Origin of the sequence: Rubripirellula tenax (genome assembly GCF_007860125.1) — a bacterium.
Lineage (GTDB): Bacteria > Planctomycetota > Planctomycetia > Pirellulales > Pirellulaceae > Rubripirellula > Rubripirellula tenax.
In genome coordinates, this window is sequence record NZ_SJPW01000002.1 from 923,166 (window position 1) to 943,193 (window position 20,028).

The following is a 20,028-nucleotide window of genomic DNA, read 5'->3' on the forward strand; positions in this document are numbered from 1 at the left end:
TGTGATTTCTAATACGTGGGGGGCGAAGATTCGCCGGGCGGTGCTTTTCAATGCGATTCGTTACAGTTTCCGCAGCTCCAGCCTTCTGCGTAACTATACCGGTCGCCGCCGTTTCTCACTATGGCGATCAATTCGGACGTATTGGAAGTGAAATCGATGACAGCGAGACTCTTGGACGGCAAACGCGTCGCCGCAGAAATTCGTGACGAAGTGGGCAACGAAGTCCGTGCATTCGTGCAATCGGGCGGGCCGACGCCGTGTTTGACGGCCGTTCTGGTCGGCGAAGACCCGGCCAGCCAGGTTTATGTGCGAAACAAAGCCAAAGCCTGTGAAAAAGCGGGAATCGACGGCCGGACGATGCGACTTCCCGCCGATACGACCCAAATCCAATTGGTCGAAGTCGTCCGCGGGCTCAACGCCGATCCGGCCGTTCACGGCATCTTGGTCCAATTGCCGCTGCCGGCGGGCGGCAATGGCGGACAAGGCTTTAACGAGCGGGCGATTTTGGACACGGTCGATCCGAACAAGGATGTCGACGCGTTTTCCCCCGTCAACGTGGGCCTTTTGATGCAAGGCCGGCCCAGGTTCTTGCCCTGTACCCCACACGGCATCGTCCAGCTTTTGCATCGCGAAAAGATCTCGGTGGCCGGCAAGCACGTCGTCGTCGTCGGCCGCAGCGACATCGTCGGCAAACCGATGGCCATGATGTTGGCCCAGCGAGACGGTTCGTGTGGCCGCGAGGTTGCCAACGCTACCGTCACGATCGCCCACAGCCGAACCGCCAACCTGGCCGAAGTTTGTCGATCCGCCGACATCCTGATCGCGGCTGTCGGCGTCCCGGAAATGATCGGCGGCGACATGGTTGCCGATGGGGCCGTGGTGATCGACGTCGGTATCAATCGAGTCGAAGACGGCGCTGGCGGCTACAAGTTGGTCGGCGACGTGAACTTTGCCGAAGCGATGGACAAGGCGTCGGCAATCACACCGGTGCCCGGAGGCGTCGGCCCACTTACGATCGCGATGCTGCTGCACAATACGCTGCTGGCCGCGAAGCAGTCCTAGCCCGGTCAACGCCAAGCTCAACGCCAAGCGTTAACGGTACAAGCCCGATCAAACCGATGCCGAAGCGTATCCCTTGGGATGGCTCTGGTGCCATCGCCATGCCGTTTCGATGATCGATTTCACGTCGGTATACTTGGGCTCCCATCCGAGCAACTTCTTGGCCAAACGGGCATCGGCGACTAATTCTGGCGGATCGCCCGCACGCCGCGTTCCCATGATTTCGGGGATCGCGTGGCCGGTGACTTCGCGGCAGGCGTCGATGATCTCACGGACGCTGGTGCCTTTGCCGGTGCCAAGGTTCACGCACAATCCCTTGCCCGCTTCCAAACGCTCCATCGCCGCCAAGTGGGCAGCGCCCAGATCGTCGATGTGGATGTAGTCGCGGATACAAGTTCCATCGGGCGTCGGATAGTCGTCGCCGTAAATGGTGATGGCTTCACGTTGCCCCAGCGCGACTTGCAACACGATCGGGATCAAGTGAGATTCCGGCGTGTGGTCTTCGCCGATCGTTCCGTCGGGCCGAGCACCAGCGGCGTTGAAGTATCGCAGCGCCGCGTAAGCGAATCCATATGCGGCGGCATAGTCGGCCAGCGCCTGTTCAATCACCAACTTGGTAAACCCGTACGGGTTGATGGGATGCTGTGGCGTGGTTTCAGGGATCGGCACGATTTCGGGTTCACCGTAGGTGGCCGTCGTGCTGCTGAAAACAATCTTTTTGACGTCGGCTTCTCGCATCGCATCAAGCAATTCGAGCGCCGCGATCACGTTGTTGCGATAGTACAGCGATGGATCGTTGACGGATTCGTTGACCAGTGCGAACGCGGCGAAGTGCATGACCGCGTCGATCTTCTTGCCCTTCAGCGTCGACACCAACTTGGCTTGATCGGCCAAATCGCCCTGCACCAACATTCCCGGCGGGACCGCACCGGCGTGGCCTCGCGAGAGGTTGTCGTAAACCGTGACCGTGTGCCCGGCGTCCATCAACGTACGGACTGCGTGTGAACCGATGTAACCGGCGCCGCCGACAACCAAAACATTCATAACAAAGTGATACTCAAGAGGAATCCGGACAACCCGAAAGCTCGTCCGCCGATTGTTCGCGGAGGGCAGGTTTCGACGACCAGAATAGATAGTCGATCGATCCGCCGAAAGGGAAACCTTTGACGGCAGCCCTGCGCTAGCGATGCGATTTCCCCACTCCCCGGATCCATTTGATGGCAAAGCGAACCACGAAACTGCAGCAACTTGCCCAGTCCGGTCCGGCGCCGAAGTCGGGTCGGGCGACGCAAACGTTGTGTAGCGATTTCCTGGACTATCTACGCGGCGAGTGCCATTTGGCGGCCAATTCGGTTGCCGCCTACGGTCGCGACATGACTCGTTTTGTGACTTGGGTGGGCGATCGGCGACTGGGCGGTTTGACGGTCGGCGACCTGACGGACTACATGGGCCAATTGCGAACATTCGATCTGGCGCCCGCGTCGATCGCCCGTAATTTGGTCGCCGTTCGTACGTTTTTCAAGTTTCTGCAGCTCGAGGGCGTCGTCCAGGACAACCCGGCCGAATTGCTGGCCACCCAAAAGATGTGGCAGCGGATGCCCACGGTCCTGTCGACTCGCCAGGTCGACACGTTCCTGAGATCGCCGAAGAAGACCGACAAGTATTGGCAGCGTGACGTGGCGATGTTGGAAGTGTTGTACGCGACCGGATGCCGAGCGTCGGAGGTTTGCACACTGCGTGTTCGCGACCTGTCATTGGCCGATCGCTATTTGAAATGCGAAGGCAAGGGCGGCAAGCAGCGGATGGTGCCGATCGGATCGACCGCGATCGCGGCGATCCAGCGATACTGTGCCGAACTGCGAGGCGAGTTGGCGGCCAAGATGCCGCATCCGCCCGAGGAACTCTTTCTATCTCGCAGCGGCAGACCGCTGGATCGGATCCAGCTTTGGCGGATGGTCAAATTGTACGCGCGACGTGTCGGCATCGACTCGGCGATCAGCCCCCACTCGTTGCGTCACAGTTTCGCGACCCATTTATTGGCCGGCGGCGCGGACTTGCGGCAAGTCCAAGAAATGCTCGGTCACGCCAGTATCCAAACGACGCAGATCTATACGCACGTGGAACACTCGCGACTGAAGAAGGTCCACCAGCAGTTTCACCCGCGGGCGTGACGCACGACGCAAGGCTAAAAGATTTTAGACGCACGAGTTTGCCGAACGGAATTCAACACACATTGTCCGCACGGTGCGATTGGCTACCTGACCCAATCCCATGCTTTCGTTCTTCTTAAAAAGAATCTACAGCCTCTTGGGGCGACGGCGAAAGAAAATCGCACCCAGGCAACTTAAGCCGCAAAATGCAAGGGAAGAAGGTTCGGGAACAGCAACGAATCGCTTTACAGCCAAGTCGCTGATCGATTCGATCGGCAAAAAGCTCAACTGCGTGACACCACCCGTTGCCTTGTCGAGTGACAGAAAACGTTCTGGGTTACCGTTGTCGACCGAAAATAGATTATTGGAGCTATCGAATGCGAGCCCTTGCGCGACATCGGATAGGCTAACCGAGTTGATGATACCGCCAGTCTCAGTGCTGATCGTTACCAGTTCGCGATTGAGCGTATTGACACCATAAAGCAAATTTTCATTGTCAAACTCAAGCCCGGCCACAATCGATGCGTTATGCGAACCGATAGCAGTGGCCAACCCCGTTGCCAAATTTACCGACAGGAGTTCCTTCGTATTGCGACTCATACTAAATGCGTTTCCGAATGAGTCGATCGCGAGACCATCGACGCTCGTAAATCCAGTGGCCCCAATGAGCGAAATGGAAACGTCGTTGGGGTTAATGCCATACAGGTTCCCCGTACTGTAATCGAGTCCGAAGAGTGCCCCAGTTGGACTGAAGGCGAGCCCCGAAATTGAAATGGGTTGGGTTGAGATTGATCCGACCACAGTGAAATCGAGTGTAGCTGAATCGATGGTAACCAATCGATCTCCATTGGAGTCGACACCGTAAATCAAATCGCCTTGGGCCGCATGGCCTATCAACCCGGCAAGCAAGAACGCGGTCAATTTCAGAAGCTTCTTCATCTCTTTTCTCTGCAAAGTAATGCGGCGTTGATGGTGAATTCCAAACGAAGAGCGACTAGCGCGACGGGGCACGATTGATTCGGCTTTTCAAACATGAGCCGAGTCGAGCTCAAACAGAAAGGCACGGAAAAGGTTAGTCAGCACAAGACTGGCGGCGTAGGACCACGGTATGAACCCGCTTTCATCGCCACGTCTCACCGCACAATCGCAGACAATCCAGGGATACATAATCCATTTGGTATGCCATTGCATTCGTCGAAGCGAAGTGCACCCTATTTGGGGGCTCTAGTTACACCACTGTCGTCAATGAAGGTTAGCCATGGTAGGTCACTCTTTTCAAGCCACACGAGCGGTCATCGCAATTGCTGTCGTGTGCAGCATTTCGCTACATGCTCGTGCCGATTTGGTATCGGTGGCACTTCTCGGTGCAGACTCGCCGACAAATGTGGACGCGGTTCGAAACAACCTGCTAGCGACCGGTAACTTCAGCACGATCGATGACTTTGCGGTGGCCAGTTCAACACCTACGCTTGCATATCTCAATCAATACGACGCCGTGCTGGTTTGGAGCAACTCGTATTTCCAGGGTTTTGGGACTCCCCTTGGAAACGTCCTTGACGACTACATTGATGGCGGAGGCGGAGTGGTCGCTGCTCCATTTTCTTACTCCCAAAGTTGGAGGATCAATGGCGATTTTCGCTTCAAAAACGGTGGGTATTACGCGTTGGAGGACAATGGTGGAAGCGAGAGCATGACGCCAAACGCTACCTTGGATGCTTATGACGCACTTCATCCGGTGATGCAGGGGGTATCCAGTTTCGCGAACGGAACCAGTTCCTTTTTGACTTCGACGACCCCAAATGCGAACGCGACGGTGATTGCGTCATTGTCGAGCGGCGATCCACTTGTGGCCGAACGCACCATCAACGGGGTGTCACGAATCGATTTGGCATTCTTCCCGCTTTCCGACACAGGCTTGTCGGGGTCCTGGGACCCCGGGACAGACGGCAATCTGATTTTGGCCAATTCGCTGGTGTACGTTGCACGTGCGACCGCAGTCCCCGAGCCAACATCCCTATCGCTGTTCGGAATTGGAATCCTGGTCCTGTTGGGAACCCAGCTAAAAAGAAGGTATCCGGGCTTCAGGTTTGCGTAGTCGCATCCCTCGATGCCGAACAAGTCAAGCACGCACGCCTTCGACGCACTACTTAATGGGCCACTCCGGGTCAGCGATTTGCCGCGTCATGCCGGCCAGACGCGATTGCGTGTCGAGCAGTCGTTGCCATGAGGAAAGCTTGAGCACGACTTCTTGATTGTTTTCGTCGGTCCGCGCCGTTTCGATTAACTTGTGCAATCGAGACTGAAGGTAATCAAGGATTTCGCACAACTGTGCTTTTTGGCCCGGCGACAGTTCATCGGGGATCGATGGAACTTCTTGGACGTGAATCACTTCCGCCGGAAACGGACTCTTCGATTCATGATTCAACTCGACAACGATTGAATTTTCCGACGATCCCATCTCGCGACTGAGCGTCGGATTTTCGGTGCCCATCGCCGCCAATCGCGCCGCGATTTGTGATTCCGAACCGACCAGCATCAAACTGCGGCCGACGGCGATCAAGTCTCCGTGACGCAGAATCTTTAACTGACACTCGGTACCGTTTACCTTGGTGCCGTTGGTGCTGTCCAAGTCTGTCAAAACCAATCGGTCGTTGTCACGTTGGACTTTGAAATGACAACGGCTGACACGTTCGTCGTTCAACTGGATGTCGTTGCCTTCCTCGCGACCCACCGTGAACGGCGGTTCGAGCGTTTCGTAGACTTTGCCACGATCGGCCCCGTGAAGGATCTTCAGCGTCACGCCCGTCATGGGGCACTCCAGAACAGGAAGGTCAGGATGAGCATCTTCGATTGCAAACAAGTATAGACGCGTTGTCGGCGTAAGTCACCGATTTTCGAGCGTATCGAGTTACTTTTGCGCCGGGTTGCTCGCATTGAATTGGTTGACCGGCAAATTCGTTGACGGGCGGATTACCAGACCTGGGCGATCACACACTTCAAATAATCGCTTTCCGGGCACGAGATCGCGACCGGGTGATCTGGCGATGGCCCGCGGTTTTCCAACATCACGATATCGCGTCGCCGACGACGCCCCACATCCAACAACATGTTCAAAAAGTCGCTCCGCGAAACACGGCCACTGCAACTGCACGTCGCCAATATTCCACCGGGGGGTAACAAGTCCAGTGCCGACTCGTTTAATCGCCGGTACGCTCGAACGGCGTTGTCGACCTGGTGACGCGATCCCGCAAAACGGGGCGGATCCAAAATCACCGCGTCGAATTGCTCGCCTCGCGTTCCCATCGCCTTGAGTTCGTCAAAACAGTCGGCTGCTTTGAATTCGATGGACGAGACTCCGTTTCGCTCGGCGGATTCGCGAGCCGCCTCGAGCGCCGCCTCGCTACTGTCCAATCCCAGCACCGACTTGGCACCGTGTTTGGCCGCTACCAATCCGAAACCACCGTGATAACAGCACACATCCAAGACGCTTCGACCCGTCAAATATCCCGCTACGGCCAAATGGTTCAATCGTTGGTCCAGATATCCGCCCGTCTTTTGACCGCTGCGCAGATCGACCGCCAATTGCAGTCCGTTTTGGTGATACTCGACCGGCTCACTCAATTCGGTGCCGCCGTGCCAGTGTTCGATCGGTTCAATGCCCTCGTGCTTGGCCGTTTTGGGATCCACTCGAACCATGATCGCCCGACAGCCCGTTTCGGAATCCGCGAGCGTCGTTTTCAGGTGATCCAGGATCTCGTCTTTCCAACGCAGCAAACCGCCCGCGGTGAACTGAACCCCAACACAATCGGCGTATCGGTCAATGATGATGCCGCTCAATAGGTCCGATTCGCTGAAGCACAATCGTTCGGCGGCCATCGGGTCCGCCGGACCGGTCAACCGCCGCCGGGCGATCGCCGCATCCAAGCGTGACTTCCAAAGTTCCGGGCCAACTTCGATCGATTGATCGTAAGCGTAAAGCCGAACACGCAATCGACTGGCGGGATTGCATAGGCCGCGGGCGACCCAATTGCCGTCGTGATCGATAATATCGACGACTTGGCCGCACGCTAAATCGCGTCCATCTTCCGCCATCGCGTGCGCGTGAACCCACGGATGCCGAGCGAGAAACGGGAATTGCCGTGACGGTCGTAATCGCAGCGGAACGGGAACCGAGGAAAACGAAGAGCCAGCAGGAGATGCAGAATCCGACACGAAGGGGCCACCGATAAGGGCGAGACGTTATGGGGAAAGCAACAGAACGATCGATACGATGACCGATTTTCGCGAATTGATGAATCCCCAGCCCAAAACAGCCGGCCGGCCCGCCACGACCTGCCCGTTACGTCGCGCCCGATACGACCCGCAAATTTCGGCAACTTGGGGCGACTGGGGGCTACAAACGCTTGTCCAACCGTTAGAATTCGGACGGCGATTGGCGCACGGGAACGATTTCGTTTCAGCCGATCGTTCAACGAGTCGATACACAAGTTAACCAACCGCAGATAAGAATCGCAGAGAAAGGTCGAAATCATGACTCACGTTGTTGCTGAGCCCTGCTCAGGATGCAAATACACCGATTGCGTGGTCGTTTGTCCCGTGGAGTGTTTCTACGAGGGTGATCAGATGCTTTACATCCACCCGGAAGAATGCATCGACTGTGAAGCCTGTGTGCCGGAATGCCCGGTCGAGGCGATCTTCCACGAAGATAACCTTCCCGAAGAATGGAAGAGCTACCTAGAGCTGAACGCCACGAAGTCGGAATCGGGCGAATGCGAAGTCATCACCGAAAAGAAAGAACCGCTCGCCGATCAGTAGGCTGATCCGTGAGTCGACGACCGGCGAGTCTGTTTGGGCCGCGATCGAAATTCAACGAAGCCGGACAAGTGTAACTCTTGTCCGGCTTTTTTCGTTTCGCAATCACAACGGTCTATTTCAGTTGCAGTCGATTCACCGAACTTTCCAGTGATCGAATGCTCTGCCGAATTTGATCAAGTTCACGAGGCAGGTTGTTCGTTTCGCGATCGGCCGATTGGATTTGCATTTGCAGACGGCCGACGGCGCGATCGAGCTCCTGGATCTCGCGCCGCATAGCGATCGCCCACGCCGGCATTGATTCATCGTTGCTCGGCGGCTGGGCCGGAATCATGGCCGGGGCAAGCGGCTGTTTCTCGAGCTGGGCGATGCGGGCGTCCAGCCTCGCCATCGCTTGCTCGACAAACATCTGGAATTCCGCGTCACCTTGGTGAGAATCAACCGTGCGGGTCGGCGCCGCTTCCTGAGCCACCGGTCCGCGCATCATCAACACGGTGAAGACCAGGATTGCCAACAGAATGAACGATACGAAGTAAGTCTTCATCGCTTGGTTCTCCTCAGGTAAGTGTCGTGCAAAAAACAGCGACGAACCAACCAACAACTTCACTCTCCCGAAGGAGAGTGAAGCCAATCCGCACGTTCTCGTTAACCCGCCGCTGCGGCGGCAGGCAAGAATGTCTTCCAACATTCGTAACGCGGATCGTCCAACGATTCGACCAGCAACGGGTTGAAGCGTGGCTTGGCCGGACGCGTCATCAAATTCATCCTCGCTTGCTTGGGCGTGCGGCCGCCCTTTCGCGAATTACACCGCAGGCAGCAGCACACGATGTTCTCCCACGTCGTCGGTCCGCCATGCGAACGCGGAACGACATGGTCCAAACTCAACTTGTTCGTCGGTTCGTTGCGACCGCAATACTGGCAAGTGTGGTTGTCTCGCGCGAACAAATTCTTGCGATTGAACCGCACCGTTTGGATGGGCAACTTATCGAAACGGGTCAGCCGAACGATTCGCGGCACCTGCAATTCGAATCCGACGGCTTGTATGTAATCTTCGCCGGGTTGCTTTTCCATTGCCGTCAATTGGCTCAGCTCGCACCAACTCTCGAAGTCATAGCTCAGATAGCTACCCTCTTCTTGGTCGATGACTTCGGCACATTGACGATACAAAAGCGTGAACGCGCGGCGCACGTTGACCACCCGAACCGCCATGTAAAAACGGTTCAAAACGAGAACATTGGTATCGAGCACACTCTGCGACATGGTTGCTGCGCTGCCTCGGCTATCTCGGATGGTGGTTTTTGAACGACCCTCGGTCCAGCCCATTCTACCTTCGTGGACTCGATTGGGAAAAACGAGGTTCGCGACCAACGGCGCTTCGTGTGACGTCAAACGTGGTGGCGCTGAGCCCAAAACCGGGTAAAACGAGTGGCTTGGGCGAGAAAGCGTCGCTGCTGGCCGAACTGACCGGATCGTCAGGACATTGACTGTAACACCCGACCAAGTCGCCTGCTGGATGCTTCACCGAATGTTCATTCTGTCTTTCCCTACATTACCGTTGTTGGACATCGCCGCGTCGGATGGTCCGGCGACGCCCGGGGCCGCGGACCTTAACGCAAACCCGATCGCCGCCCCGAGCGCCGATTTGGGTTGGTGGGATTGGTTCACCGGGCTGTTTTCACCAGCATCCGAGTGGTTCGGAATCGAATGGCTGGGCCCCACCGGAGTGGTCATTTTGGCAGTGATGCTGGTCGTCCTTTGCATCGTTGCCTGGGGGTTGAACCTGATTTCCTTGCCCGGGAATTGGTTGGGAGTCGCCTTGCTAGCTCTTTTTGCATGGCTAGGCCCCGATTCGGGACGCGCTGCGATCGGCTACACCGCCGTGGCCGTGGCGTTCGGATTCGCGCTGCTTGGCGAAGTCGTCGAGTTCGCGGCTGGTGCGATGGGTGCTCAAAAGGCGGGGGCCAGTCGCCGATCGACGCTGTTTGCGATGATCGGATCGATGGCGGGTGCGGTCGGCGGAGCCATCATCGGCGTGCCCGTTCCTGTGATCGGGCCAGTGCTGGCCGCCATTTTGTTTGGCGGCGTGGGAGCCATGGCGGGTGCGATGTACGGCGAATGGAGCGACGGCCGAGCGTGGCGAGACAGTTGGTCGATCGCCCACGCCGCGTTTTGGGGACGCACGTTCGGCACCCTAGGAAAATTTGCGGCGGGACTTGCTATCGTTTTGATCGCGATCGGTGGCGTACTGGTCAACTGAGCGTGCCGTTGCCGTTGACCTTTAGGATGCCATTTTCTTACTGTCGCCTGCAATGAGCACGGTAAGACGAACGAACGATCGCCGGCGACGGGTCCTGTATTCGAGTCACCAGGCGGACCAAACGACTTCGACGGCAGCCAGCCGTCGCGAGTTCGAACGGCTGCGCGAAGCCCGACGCCCCACCGCCGCCTACGGCGTCCGGGTCCAACGTAGGCTGCGCGGACGATGGTTCTCGTTGGTGCCCGTCAAACGGCGGACTTACACGATCTTGGCTTCGGCATTGTCGGCGGCAACGCTGCTGTTCTGTGTTGCCCACTATTTGACGGAAGCTTGGCCGGCGCTTTTGTATCGTCCTGAAATCGCCAGACCCTTTCGGTTGGACGCTTCGGACAGTTTTGGACGTTGGTTCATGGTCACGCTCTTGGCCGCTTCGGCCGGCGTGGCGCTGATGACGTACCAACTTCGTCGCTACCGCCTTGACGACTATCTGGGACGCTATCGGCTTTGGCGGTTGGTTTTGATCGTATTGGTGCTTGCCTGCGTCAATGCGGGGGTTGGTTTGATCGACTGGACCGGATCGCTGCTCGACCTGGCATTCGGAAAACGAGTGGCGCTGACCGGCGGCGATTGGCTCCGAGTCGTGATCGGACTGAGTGGTGCCATTGTATTGCTGCGGATGGTTGCCGAGATGCACCGCTGCCGTTCGGCGTTGATTGCCATGATCGCCGTGTGCGGTGCGATGGCGTTTTCGCAAGCGGCCCAGTGGAACGTCGTCGATGATGGAACGATCCTTCGCTGGACCGCCGTCACGTCCGCCCCACTGGTCGGATCGACCGCATTGTTCATTGCAATGTCGGGTTACTTGCGGATGCTGTACCGCGAAGTCCGCGAGATCGACGACGGCATGTCCTTACGAGATCGACTGGAACAAATGCGTCTTCGCGTTTTCACCCGCGAACCGAACGAAAGCGAAACCGAGACAAGCGAATCGGCCGAAAACGAAAAAACGAAACGCAATCGAAACACCGAAGCAACTCCCTCGCGTGCCGAGCGACGGGAACTTGCCCAACAAGCGAAGGCCGAAGCAGTCGCCAAGCGAGCGGAAGCAACCAAGACCAAGGCCAAGGCTAAATCGAACTCGAACTCCGACTCGGAAGACGAAAACACCAACGGCGAATTGAAGCGAGGATGGTTCGGACGACTGCGTCACAAACCACCCGTTGCACCGGAGTTCAGTTCGGCAGCAACGGAACCCGGTCCCGAACCGATTCGAGCAGACAATTCGGATGACGACGAAGCGAATGCGAAGCCGAAACGGCGCTGGTTCGGACTGCGTGCGGCGAAGTCCGACGACAACGCAACGGATGAAAACGTCGCCGACACGGAAGCGGCCGCCAACGAAGAATCGGAGACCGCCACGCCCAAGAAGCGACGTTTCGGTCTTGGCCTAGCCGCACGGCGAACCGAATCGATCACAACGGAAAGCGAATCCGAGCCGGAAACCGCTGCCGAAAATGACGGCGATGTCGACGACGAAGCACCCGCGAAACGACGCTCCGGATTGGGTGGATGGTTCGGTCGCAAGAAAACAGATGCCACAGCCAACGAAGCTGATGGCGACACCGAAGACGCCAATGGCAAAGATGCCGCCGACGGCGATTCTGCGGATGATGGCGAGTACGTCGACCCCGATTCGATCGATTGGAATTCGCTCAGCAAAACCGAGAAACGTCGGTTGAAGAAACAAATTCGCCGGCAAGACCGCGCGGCTTAAACCGCCGGTCGACCTAGGCTTTCGGACGCGGGATTTTGCTGCCCGTCCGAACGCCCTTGCGTCCTTTCTTTTGCCGACCACCTTTGCCGGTTCCGGCTGATGTCGCATGTTCGACTTCGCTGAGCGGTTTGCCGATGTTCTCTTTCAACTGCAAAGCACGGTCTCGTAGACTGGCCGCTCGTTCGAATTCCAGGGCTTCCGCCGCGGCTAACATCTCTTGCTCCAACGCCTCGACGTATTCCAACGTGATGTAGACTCCGTCCGATTCTGCCTTGGCGGTTTCGGCGTTCTTTCGACGCTTGGCTGCATCGGCTTCGATGCCACGGCGAATCGACTTACGAACCGTTTCCGGCGTGATGCCGTGTTTTTCGTTGTACGCTTGCTGGACGGCGCGGCGACGCTCGGTCTCGTCCATCGCCATCTTCATCGAATCGGTGACCTTGTCCGCGTACAGAATCACTTTCGAATTCGCGTTTCGAGCCGCCCGGCCGATCGTTTGAATCAGACTGGTCTCGCTGCGCAAGAACCCTTCTTTGTCGGCATCCAAAATCGCGACCAGCGATACCTCCGGCAAGTCCAATCCCTCTCGCAACAAGTTCACACCCACCAAGCAATCGAACGCGCCGCCGCGAAGGTCCTGCAACAACTCGACCCGCTCGAACGCGTCCAATTCGCTGTGTAGCCAACGGCACCGCACGTTCTGTTCCTGGAAGAACGTCGCCAAGTCTTCGGCCAATCGTTTGGTCAGGGCGGTCACCAGAACGCGTTCATCGACGGCCGCGCGCTTGCGAATTTCGTCGAGCAGGTGGTTGACCTGCCCCCGCGCCGAAACAACTTCCACGATCGGATCCAGAAGTCCGGTGGGGCGAATGATCTGCTCGACCACTTCGCCGCCGGTTCTTTCCAATTCATAGTTGGCTGGCGTTGCGCTAACGAAACAGATCTGTCCCGTGCGGGCTTCCCACTCGTCAAACTTCAGCGGCCGATTGTCCATCGCGCTGGGCAATCGAAAACCGTGCGAAACCAACGTTTCTTTTCGGCTGCGGTCACCCGCGTACATCGCACGGACCTGCGACACCGTGACGTGCGATTCATCGACGAAGGTAATAAAGTCTTCGGGAAAAAAGTCGTACAACGTGTCGGGCGACGAACCGGGTGGCTTACCCGACAACGGGCGGCTGTAATTCTCGATACCCGGACAATGTCCGACTTCGGCCATCATTTCCAAATCAAATCGAGTCCGCGCCGACAAACGTTGCGCCTCGAGCAACTTGCCCTGCGTCTGGAACAATTCCAACTGTTGGGCCAATTCCTCTTTGATGACACGAATCGCTGCTTGGATGCGGTTTTCGGGCATCACGAAGTGACGGGCCGGATAGATGTAAAGCTGATCCACCGTCTTGATCGTTTCGCCGGACACCGGTTTGATCAACGAGATCTGTTCGATCTCGTCGCCCCACATTTCGATCCGGTAAGCAAACTCTTCATAGCTGGGCCACAGTTCGATCGAGTCACCGCGTACGCGAAACTTGCCGCGTTCAAAGTTGATGTCGTTGCGGTCGTAAAGGATGTCGACAAACTTCAGCAGCAGGTGATCACGGCGCGTCTTCTCGCCCCGTTGAAGCGAAACGATTTGAGCCTTGTATTCTTTGGGCGAACCTAAACCGTAAATACTGCTGACCGACGCAATGATCACGACGTCGCGGCGAGATACGAGCGAGCTGGTCGTGGCCAATCGCAACCGATCGATTTCCTCATTGATCGATGAATCTTTCTCGATGTAAACGTCGCGCTGTGGAATGTAGGCTTCGGGTTGATAGTAGTCGTAGTAACTGACGAAATAATGAACCGCGTTGGCAGGAAAAAACTCTTTGAACTCACCGTACAGTTGGGCGGCCAGGGTCTTGTTATGGCTGAGCACTAGCGCGGGGCGGCCGACGTTGGCGATCACGTTGGCCATCGTGAACGTCTTGCCGGTACCGGTCGCCCCCAACAGAACTTGTTCTTTCCGACCCGCCAAAAAATTGCGGGTCAGTTGCTCGATGGCCTTGGGTTGATCGCCACCGGGCTGGAACGGTTGGTGCAAGTCGAAGTTGGCCGGCGGCAGTGCTTCCGTATCGGTATCGATGTTCGTTTCGGTTTTTGGCATCGTGACGGGCGATCCGGCGAACGGGAGGGGCAGAGTGGTGAACCCATCTTACCGCGCGATCCAAACTTACAAGACCGGCCGAATCGGACGTCCCGTCGGTGCGTCAATCGGTGCTTCAGTCGTCCGACGTGGCGATTCGGTCGTCCGGAGGCGACGATCGCACCACACAGATGGATCGCAAACTGTCCAACGTTTTGGGTCCGACACCGTGAACTCGGTCCAAATCCTCGATCGATGCGAAGTTGCCATTTTGGTCGCGATCCGCCACGATGCGATGTGCCAGCACCGGCCCCACGCCGGGAATCAACGACAACTCGTTCGTCCCGGCTTCGTTCAAATCGATCAACAAGGGTCTGGTCAACGGACTGCCTGGGCCCGTCGAAGAAGGGTCTCGCACCGAACCGACCCACAGCATCAACATCATCACGAATACCAACAACACAACCAAACCTTGCACCGGCGGTTTGACAAACGGCGACTCGACGCGATCGGATTGCTCGGTCATGCTTCGCATACTTCCTTGAATCTCTGTGCCCCAACGATTGTTGGCAGGTCCGTTTCATGGACACCAACTTCGATCCTTAACATACTAACGAATCCGTAACGTCAAGCGACCATTCACATGAAAGATTACTCACCCGTCGTCCCCGACGAAACGATGGAATCCGATGTCCGATCACTCGTGCGTTTGTCGATCGCCGAAGACTTGCGCGATGCTGTCGATTGGACCACCGTTTGTTTGATCGATCCCGATCGTCGCGGAGGCTGCCAAATTGTGCCGCGAAAAGCCGGTATTTGCGCCGGTCTCGCCACGCTCGGCTGGATCGTTGACGAATTTGATGCGGACCTCTCCTACGAAACGCACCTCGAAGACGGACAACCTTTGGTGCCACTTCAAACGATCGCTAGCATTGAAGGAAACGTTCGCGATTTGCTGACTGCCGAACGAACGATCTTGAACGTGCTGTCACGACTGTGTGGCATTGCGACGATGACGAAACGCTATGTCGAAGCGATCGCGGACACGAAGTCTCGTTTGTATGATACGCGCAAGACGACACCGGGATGGCGGTTGATCGAAAAGTATGCCGTCCGTTGTGGTGGCGGGCACAGTCACCGCAGCGGTTTGCATGACGGGTTCCTGATCAAGGACAATCACTTGGCCTTGGCCGGTGATGCGAGTGGTCCAATGCTGGCCAGCGAGGCGGCCAAAAAAGCGATTGCGTGGCGTGGCGGTCACGTCGAACGCATGCATGCGCCATCGATCGTCGAGATCGAAGTCGACTCGCTGGATCAATTTCGCGATGTGCTGCCGATTGGCGTAGACATCATTCTGTTGGACAACTTCTCGCTCGATCAGTTGGCCGAGGCAGTCGCGATTCGCGATGCCGCCAAGTCGCCGGTGGAACTGGAAGCATCGGGTAACGTCAAAATCGACACGATCGCTGCAATCGCCGCCACAGGCGTAGACCGAATCAGCAGCGGAGCGCTTACCCACCAAGCGACATCCCTGGACCTGGGTTTCGATTGGTTTGACGCAAACGCAAGCTAGGGTTCGGGCAGAAGCAGTGTCGTTTCGTCCATGAGTCATGGTTGAACGAAGACTGCGTTGAATCCTTACGCCATCGCCCAAGCTGACGTTTCGCAATGCAAATCCGTACGCCAATTGCCACCCAACGCCGTTGGTGGGACGTGCTTCAACCCACATTGGATGCGGCTGCCGTCATGGCATCGCTAACGGTCGTCAAGTGGTGTGATGGCGGATCGGTCGACGAACTTGCGATGGCGATGGGCTTGGTCGCCGTGGTGGCATTTTTGCTGATTTCGCAACTGACGGGATTCCATCGCCGCTCCGATGTTGGCACGCCGGATCGCGAGATGACTCGGTTGGTGGCCACTTGGACCCTGACCGTGATGGCGTTGGCTTTACTGGGCTTCGCGACTCGCTGCGGCCAACATTTCGATCGTTCGGTGATCTTTGCATGGATTGTGATGGCCCCTGCCATGATCGGATTGGGGCGGATGTGTCAACGCATCGTCCAACATGGGATGCATCGCCGCGGAGTTGGCGTTCGTCGTGTTGCCATCGCCGGACTGAATGATTTGGGGCGTCAAACGCATCGCAATATAGAAAGCGATCCGTCGCTGGGCCTTCAAATGGTCGGCTTCTTTGACGACCGCATCGAGACTCGCGACGACGATCCATGCGAAGCAACCTTGACGGGCTCGCTGTCCGACTTGGTCGCGCGAGCGCGCAGTGGCGAAATCGACACGATCATGATCACGCTTCCGATGCGCGCCGAGGATCGAATCCGCTACCTGCTAGATCAACTCAGCGATTCGACGGTATCGGTTTACATCGTTCCCGACTTCTTCGTATTCGAATTGCTGCATTCGCAATGGACCAGCGTCGGCGGATTGCCCGCGGTCAGCGTGTTTGAGAATCCTTTGTTCGGCGTCGATGGCGTCGTCAAACGAGTCGCCGATATCGCGATCGCAACCGCCGCATTGGTCACCGCGGCGCTGCCCATGGCCGCGATCGCGTTCGCAGTCAAGTTCACGTCACCGGGCCCCGTTTTCTTTCGCCAACGACGCTATGGTTTGGATGGAAAAGAGATTTTGGTCTGGAAATTCCGTTCGATGCGAACGTGCGACAACGGCCCCGTGGTCAAACAAGCGACCAAGGACGATCCCCGCATCACGCGTGTCGGTGGCGTGCTGCGACGAACCAGCTTGGATGAATTGCCGCAATTGTTCAATGTCCTCGAAGGCACGATGTCGCTGGTCGGCCCCCGTCCTCATGCGGCCGCGCACAACGAACAATATCGCAGCCTGATCCGCGGTTACATGCTGCGACACAAAGTCAAACCGGGCATCACCGGACTGGCACAAGTCAACGGATGCCGCGGCGAGACCGAGACGCTAGACAAGATGGAAGCGCGCGTCGAATGGGACCACCGTTACATTCGAAGCTGGTCGCTGTGGCTAGACATTAAAATCTTGATTCAAACCGTCGGCGTCGTGCTCAAAAAGGACGCGGCGTACTGACTTTCGCGCCGCCGGCATCGATTGATTGTTGCAGCGAATCCAAAATCGTCTGCGTGTCGATGGCCTGGCGTTGATAACGAGCCAGTGATTTGTCGCCGACAAGTTTTGTGATCATGTTTCGTTCTTGATGACCTTCGAACGTCTCGGATTGGACGGTTCCCGCGGCATCGTGAATCCAGCATCTGGCGGGACGATCGGGCCAAGGCCGCGTGAAGTCGTCACAGATCAGCGACGATTCGCTGCCGGCGATCTCGAACCATTTGCGAGTCGCCGTGTCGTAACCACAACTAAGCGTTGCGGTGACGTCATCTCCGAAGCCCATTATCGCTGTCAATCGCTGTGACACCCCGTCAATCATGACGGCATCCGCCGATACCCAAAGCGGCAACTTGCCGGTTGCAAACCGAACCAGTCCGCCGGCGTACCAACCCAAGTCCAAGATGCATCCGCCACCCAAAGTTGCATCCAAACGGTGGTCGTCGGATTGGAACGGTTGAAAGAAGGAAACCGATGCGCTGATGTGACCCAACTTCCCGAATCGTTGATCATCCAACCAGCCCACAAAGGCGTCCGTGCGATCGTGGTGCAACCATCCTGTCGCATCGAGCCAACGGACGCCGGCATCGCGACACGCGTCATCCACCGCGATCGTCTCGGCGACCGAGACTGTCAACGGCTTCTCGCACAAGACGTGCTTCCCAGCTTGCGCCGCGGCGATTGCCCACTCGGCGTGCATCGACGGCGGCAACGAAATGTAGACCGCGTCGACATCATCTCGCTTCAGCAATCCCGCGTAACCTTCGACGCCCGCGCCGATACCGTACTGATCGCCATACCACCGCGCTCGTTCGCCCGAACGACTTGCGATCGCCGTGACTTCGACGCCCTCGGTCGACTGCAAGTCAGCAACCAAACGGCGAGTGATCCGTCCGGTGCCGATGACGCCGAAACGAGTGATGGAACCAGACATGAATTTTGGAAGGCTGATGAAGGACGCCGGATGATATCAATTGAATTCGCGGCCGAATTCTCCCCACCGCCTAGCAGTGGTGGTCACTCGTCCCGCCAACCATGGCGGGTACGGCCACACGCATGCGAACGTCCGAAGTGTAACGAATCTGAGTTTTTTGATGTGATACGCAAACCACCACGATCGCTATCCAACAAACGAAGCAGGTTCCGAGACGACGTCAAGCGAATCATGGCGAACGTCAGGGCGACTCACTTTTTCGAAATGTGCAAAGCCCAAAAACACAACCGACAGTGGCGATGCAGAGACACGCTTCTTCATAGAAATTGCCGTCCCCGGGTTCAAACGCACCTCGTTGTAACTGGAAAATGTTTTGCCAGACCGAGACGCCATCTGCTCTAGGTGGAATCGGTTTTCCAAGATACATTGCTCGGCTCAGTGGCAAACCGCCTGGATGGATCCTTTCGTGCGTCTTACACGGCGTGCCTGACAAGATGTTGGGCAATTGCCCTGTTTACTTTCGTGGCAGCGTGCCGCGAAGTTAGCAGGCAAATTCACCTCAATGGACTGAGGCGTTCGTTTGATGGACGGCTCGGTAAGGAAACCAACATGCTGGTACTTTCTCGCAAAGCCGACCAAAGCGTCCACTTCCCCAACCTTGGAATCAAGGTTGAAATTCTTAGCGTCAATGGGAAGACCGTGAAAGTCGGTGTGGACGCCCCCCGAGAGGTCGCAATTCTTCGCGGCGAAATCGATCGCGTCGAAGCGGAACAGGCGTCGACAAACACCTCTTCGCAAAATCCTGAAGAGCGCCATGAACTTCGCAACCAAATTCATACAGCCAAGCTTGCCCTGCACATGCTGCAGCGACAACTCGATGCGGGCGACACGGACAAAGCGGAAAAGACGCTTACGCGTGCGTTGGGGGCGTTGAGCAATTTGGATCAGATGGCGACTGTTCCCGTTGGCGTTCGCAAGGAACTTGGAAAGGATTCCCCGTGCCGTGCATTGGTTGTCGAAGACAACATAAACGAGCGTCAGTTGATGAAGGGCTTCTTAGAAATGTGCGGCTACCAAGTCGACGCGGTTGGCAACGGCCACGCGGCGCTGGGTTACTTGGCGGAAAATTCGCATCCCGACATCGTACTTTTGGACGTCAACATGCCCGGCTTGGACGGCCCCAGCACCGTGTCCGCGATTCGCAGCAACCCGGCCTACAACGGGATCAAGTTGTACATGGTCAGTGGCGAAGATCAGGATGGCGTTAACGTGACGGTCGGCGAGCATGGCATTCAACAATGGTTCAGCAAACCACTGGACCCCAGCTTATTCGCAAGCGATCTTGCCAAGTCGGTCGCCGTCAGCGCCTGATTTCGCTTCACTGCCTGACTTCGCTTCGATTTGTCGGCGATGGTTGAAACGTACTCAAAACGAAATGGATTTCGATCATGACAGCGACGGATAGCGGTGCGTGTCCTGCCAGTCTAAGCACCCTCGAGCAATCATTCCTGGCGGATTCGTCGGGCGAGTCGATGCAAGCGAGCGTCAAACAGATTCATTTCTACATCGACTTGCTAGATCAGTTGCGCAGCGAAGCGATTGAAAGGTTTCCTGAGTCGGCAGCGATCCGGTCCTCCGTGACGTTGCATGCTTGGAACAATTTGCTAAACAACGCCATCATTTCGCTTGATTGCTTGGACGGAATGCTGGCGACCGATCGAAACGATGCCGCGATCCAACTACTGCCTAGGGCGGTCCGATCGCTGCGCGGGCTTGGGATTCATTAGTGAAATGATGAATCCGAAATCG

Annotated in this window: 19 protein-coding genes; 10 read left to right on the forward strand and 9 right to left on the reverse strand. The window is 56.9% G+C overall.

What is annotated here, in order from left to right:
- The first annotated feature begins 156 nt into the window (after positions 1-156).
- Positions 157-1,062 (forward strand): bifunctional methylenetetrahydrofolate dehydrogenase/methenyltetrahydrofolate cyclohydrolase FolD, encoded by a 906-nt coding sequence (gene folD, locus Poly51_RS09210; RefSeq protein ID WP_146456531.1) that lies wholly within the window; start codon positions 157-159, stop codon positions 1,060-1,062.
- A 48-nt stretch (positions 1,063-1,110) separates the two neighbouring features.
- Here folD and galE read toward each other — a convergent pair whose 3' ends face one another.
- Complete coding sequence (gene galE, locus Poly51_RS09215; protein ID WP_146456533.1) at positions 1,111-2,103, reverse strand: UDP-glucose 4-epimerase GalE; 993 nt, start codon at positions 2,101-2,103, stop codon at positions 1,111-1,113.
- Between the two features lie 173 nt (positions 2,104-2,276).
- Between galE and xerD the strand changes: the two genes are divergently transcribed.
- Positions 2,277-3,230 (forward strand): site-specific tyrosine recombinase XerD, encoded by a 954-nt coding sequence (gene xerD / locus Poly51_RS09220; RefSeq protein WP_146456535.1) that lies wholly within the window; start codon positions 2,277-2,279, stop codon positions 3,228-3,230.
- A 126-nt stretch (positions 3,231-3,356) separates the two neighbouring features.
- Here xerD and Poly51_RS09225 read toward each other — a convergent pair whose 3' ends face one another.
- Positions 3,357-4,148: a PEP-CTERM sorting domain-containing protein gene (locus Poly51_RS09225; protein WP_146456537.1), complete on the reverse strand. Its 792-nt coding sequence runs from the start codon at positions 4,146-4,148 to the stop codon at positions 3,357-3,359.
- A 319-nt stretch (positions 4,149-4,467) separates the two neighbouring features.
- On the opposite strand from Poly51_RS09225, the gene Poly51_RS09230 reads away from it, so the two are divergent.
- Positions 4,468-5,304: a PEP-CTERM sorting domain-containing protein gene (locus Poly51_RS09230; protein ID WP_146456539.1), complete on the forward strand. Its 837-nt coding sequence runs from the start codon at positions 4,468-4,470 to the stop codon at positions 5,302-5,304.
- A gap of 48 nt (positions 5,305-5,352) precedes the next feature.
- Here Poly51_RS09230 and Poly51_RS09235 read toward each other — a convergent pair whose 3' ends face one another.
- Both Poly51_RS09235 and Poly51_RS09240 read right to left on the reverse strand, forming a co-directional pair.
- On the reverse strand, positions 5,353-6,018 hold the full coding sequence (locus Poly51_RS09235; protein ID WP_146456541.1) for an FHA domain-containing protein: 666 nt from the start codon (positions 6,016-6,018) through the stop codon (positions 5,353-5,355).
- Between the two features lie 161 nt (positions 6,019-6,179).
- Positions 6,180-7,421, reverse strand: coding sequence for a class I SAM-dependent rRNA methyltransferase (locus Poly51_RS09240; RefSeq protein ID WP_246114372.1), 1,242 nt, complete (start codon positions 7,419-7,421; stop codon positions 6,180-6,182).
- Between the two features lie 318 nt (positions 7,422-7,739).
- Between Poly51_RS09240 and Poly51_RS09245 the strand changes: the two genes are divergently transcribed.
- On the forward strand, positions 7,740-8,024 hold the full coding sequence (locus Poly51_RS09245; RefSeq protein WP_146456543.1) for a 4Fe-4S dicluster domain-containing protein: 285 nt from the start codon (positions 7,740-7,742) through the stop codon (positions 8,022-8,024).
- A gap of 112 nt (positions 8,025-8,136) precedes the next feature.
- On the opposite strand, the gene Poly51_RS09250 is transcribed toward Poly51_RS09245, so the two are convergent.
- Both Poly51_RS09250 and Poly51_RS09255 read right to left on the reverse strand, forming a co-directional pair.
- Positions 8,137-8,565, reverse strand: coding sequence for a hypothetical protein (locus Poly51_RS09250; RefSeq protein WP_146456545.1), 429 nt, complete (start codon positions 8,563-8,565; stop codon positions 8,137-8,139).
- A gap of 101 nt (positions 8,566-8,666) precedes the next feature.
- A complete protein-coding gene (locus Poly51_RS09255; protein WP_146456547.1) occupies positions 8,667-9,281 on the reverse strand; it encodes an HNH endonuclease in 615 nt (204 codons plus the stop codon).
- Between the two features lie 265 nt (positions 9,282-9,546).
- Between Poly51_RS09255 and Poly51_RS09260 the strand changes: the two genes are divergently transcribed.
- Together Poly51_RS09260 and Poly51_RS09265 are read left to right on the forward strand one after the other, a co-directional pair.
- Positions 9,547-10,278 carry a DUF456 family protein gene (locus tag Poly51_RS09260; RefSeq protein WP_146456549.1) on the forward strand — a complete coding sequence of 244 codons (732 nt, stop codon included), beginning with the start codon at positions 9,547-9,549 and terminating at the stop codon, positions 10,276-10,278.
- 52 nt (positions 10,279-10,330) lie between these two features.
- Entirely contained in the window at positions 10,331-12,052 is a 1,722-nt protein-coding gene (locus tag Poly51_RS09265; RefSeq protein WP_146456551.1) for a hypothetical protein, read from the forward strand.
- 13 nt (positions 12,053-12,065) lie between these two features.
- On the opposite strand, the gene uvrB is transcribed toward Poly51_RS09265, so the two are convergent.
- Positions 12,066-14,201 carry an excinuclease ABC subunit UvrB gene (gene uvrB / locus Poly51_RS09270; RefSeq protein WP_146456553.1) on the reverse strand — a complete coding sequence of 712 codons (2,136 nt, stop codon included), beginning with the start codon at positions 14,199-14,201 and terminating at the stop codon, positions 12,066-12,068.
- 115 nt (positions 14,202-14,316) lie between these two features.
- A complete protein-coding gene (locus Poly51_RS09275; RefSeq protein ID WP_246114373.1) occupies positions 14,317-14,706 on the reverse strand; it encodes a ComEA family DNA-binding protein in 390 nt (129 codons plus the stop codon).
- A 117-nt stretch (positions 14,707-14,823) separates the two neighbouring features.
- Between Poly51_RS09275 and nadC the strand changes: the two genes are divergently transcribed.
- Positions 14,824-15,753: a carboxylating nicotinate-nucleotide diphosphorylase gene (gene nadC / locus Poly51_RS09280; RefSeq protein WP_146456557.1), complete on the forward strand. Its 930-nt coding sequence runs from the start codon at positions 14,824-14,826 to the stop codon at positions 15,751-15,753.
- A 95-nt stretch (positions 15,754-15,848) separates the two neighbouring features.
- Positions 15,849-17,249 (forward strand): undecaprenyl-phosphate glucose phosphotransferase, encoded by a 1,401-nt coding sequence (locus Poly51_RS09285; protein WP_246114374.1) that lies wholly within the window; start codon positions 15,849-15,851, stop codon positions 17,247-17,249.
- On the opposite strand, the gene Poly51_RS09290 is transcribed toward Poly51_RS09285, so the two are convergent.
- Complete coding sequence (locus Poly51_RS09290) at positions 17,227-18,219, reverse strand: Gfo/Idh/MocA family protein (RefSeq protein WP_146456559.1); 993 nt, start codon at positions 18,217-18,219, stop codon at positions 17,227-17,229. The two genes, Poly51_RS09285 and Poly51_RS09290, sit on opposite strands and share 23 nt — an antisense overlap.
- Positions 18,220-18,828: 609 nt before the next feature.
- Between Poly51_RS09290 and Poly51_RS09295 the strand changes: the two genes are divergently transcribed.
- Together Poly51_RS09295 and Poly51_RS09300 are read left to right on the forward strand one after the other, a co-directional pair.
- Positions 18,829-19,590 carry a response regulator gene (locus Poly51_RS09295; RefSeq protein ID WP_146456561.1) on the forward strand — a complete coding sequence of 254 codons (762 nt, stop codon included), beginning with the start codon at positions 18,829-18,831 and terminating at the stop codon, positions 19,588-19,590.
- 77 nt (positions 19,591-19,667) lie between these two features.
- Positions 19,668-20,006, forward strand: coding sequence for a hypothetical protein (locus Poly51_RS09300; RefSeq protein WP_146456563.1), 339 nt, complete (start codon positions 19,668-19,670; stop codon positions 20,004-20,006).
- Positions 20,007-20,028 lie beyond the last annotated feature (22 nt).

Bases quoted from the DNA above. Each gene is read 5' to 3' on its own strand.
- folD (WP_146456531.1), top strand. From the start codon at position 157: ATGACAGCGAGACTCTTGGACGGCAAACGCGTCGCCGCAGAAATTCGT.
- galE (WP_146456533.1), bottom strand. From the start codon at position 2,103: ATGAATGTTTTGGTTGTCGGCGGCGCCGGTTACATCGGTTCACACGCA.
- xerD (WP_146456535.1), top strand. From the start codon at position 2,277: ATGGCAAAGCGAACCACGAAACTGCAGCAACTTGCCCAGTCCGGTCCG.
- Poly51_RS09225 (WP_146456537.1), bottom strand. From the start codon at position 4,148: ATGAAGAAGCTTCTGAAATTGACCGCGTTCTTGCTTGCCGGGTTGATA.
- Poly51_RS09230 (WP_146456539.1), top strand. From the start codon at position 4,468: ATGGTAGGTCACTCTTTTCAAGCCACACGAGCGGTCATCGCAATTGCT.
- Poly51_RS09235 (WP_146456541.1), bottom strand. From the start codon at position 6,018: ATGACGGGCGTGACGCTGAAGATCCTTCACGGGGCCGATCGTGGCAAA.
- Poly51_RS09245 (WP_146456543.1), top strand. From the start codon at position 7,740: ATGACTCACGTTGTTGCTGAGCCCTGCTCAGGATGCAAATACACCGAT.
- Poly51_RS09250 (WP_146456545.1), bottom strand. From the start codon at position 8,565: ATGAAGACTTACTTCGTATCGTTCATTCTGTTGGCAATCCTGGTCTTC.
- Poly51_RS09255 (WP_146456547.1), bottom strand. From the start codon at position 9,281: ATGTCGCAGAGTGTGCTCGATACCAATGTTCTCGTTTTGAACCGTTTT.
- Poly51_RS09260 (WP_146456549.1), top strand. From the start codon at position 9,547: ATGTTCATTCTGTCTTTCCCTACATTACCGTTGTTGGACATCGCCGCG.
- Poly51_RS09265 (WP_146456551.1), top strand. From the start codon at position 10,331: ATGAGCACGGTAAGACGAACGAACGATCGCCGGCGACGGGTCCTGTAT.
- uvrB (WP_146456553.1), bottom strand. From the start codon at position 14,201: ATGCCAAAAACCGAAACGAACATCGATACCGATACGGAAGCACTGCCG.
- Poly51_RS09275 (WP_246114373.1), bottom strand. From the start codon at position 14,706: ATGACCGAGCAATCCGATCGCGTCGAGTCGCCGTTTGTCAAACCGCCG.
- nadC (WP_146456557.1), top strand. From the start codon at position 14,824: ATGAAAGATTACTCACCCGTCGTCCCCGACGAAACGATGGAATCCGAT.
- Poly51_RS09285 (WP_246114374.1), top strand. From the start codon at position 15,849: ATGCAAATCCGTACGCCAATTGCCACCCAACGCCGTTGGTGGGACGTG.
- Poly51_RS09290 (WP_146456559.1), bottom strand. From the start codon at position 18,219: ATGTCTGGTTCCATCACTCGTTTCGGCGTCATCGGCACCGGACGGATC.
- Poly51_RS09295 (WP_146456561.1), top strand. From the start codon at position 18,829: ATGCTGGTACTTTCTCGCAAAGCCGACCAAAGCGTCCACTTCCCCAAC.
- Poly51_RS09300 (WP_146456563.1), top strand. From the start codon at position 19,668: ATGACAGCGACGGATAGCGGTGCGTGTCCTGCCAGTCTAAGCACCCTC.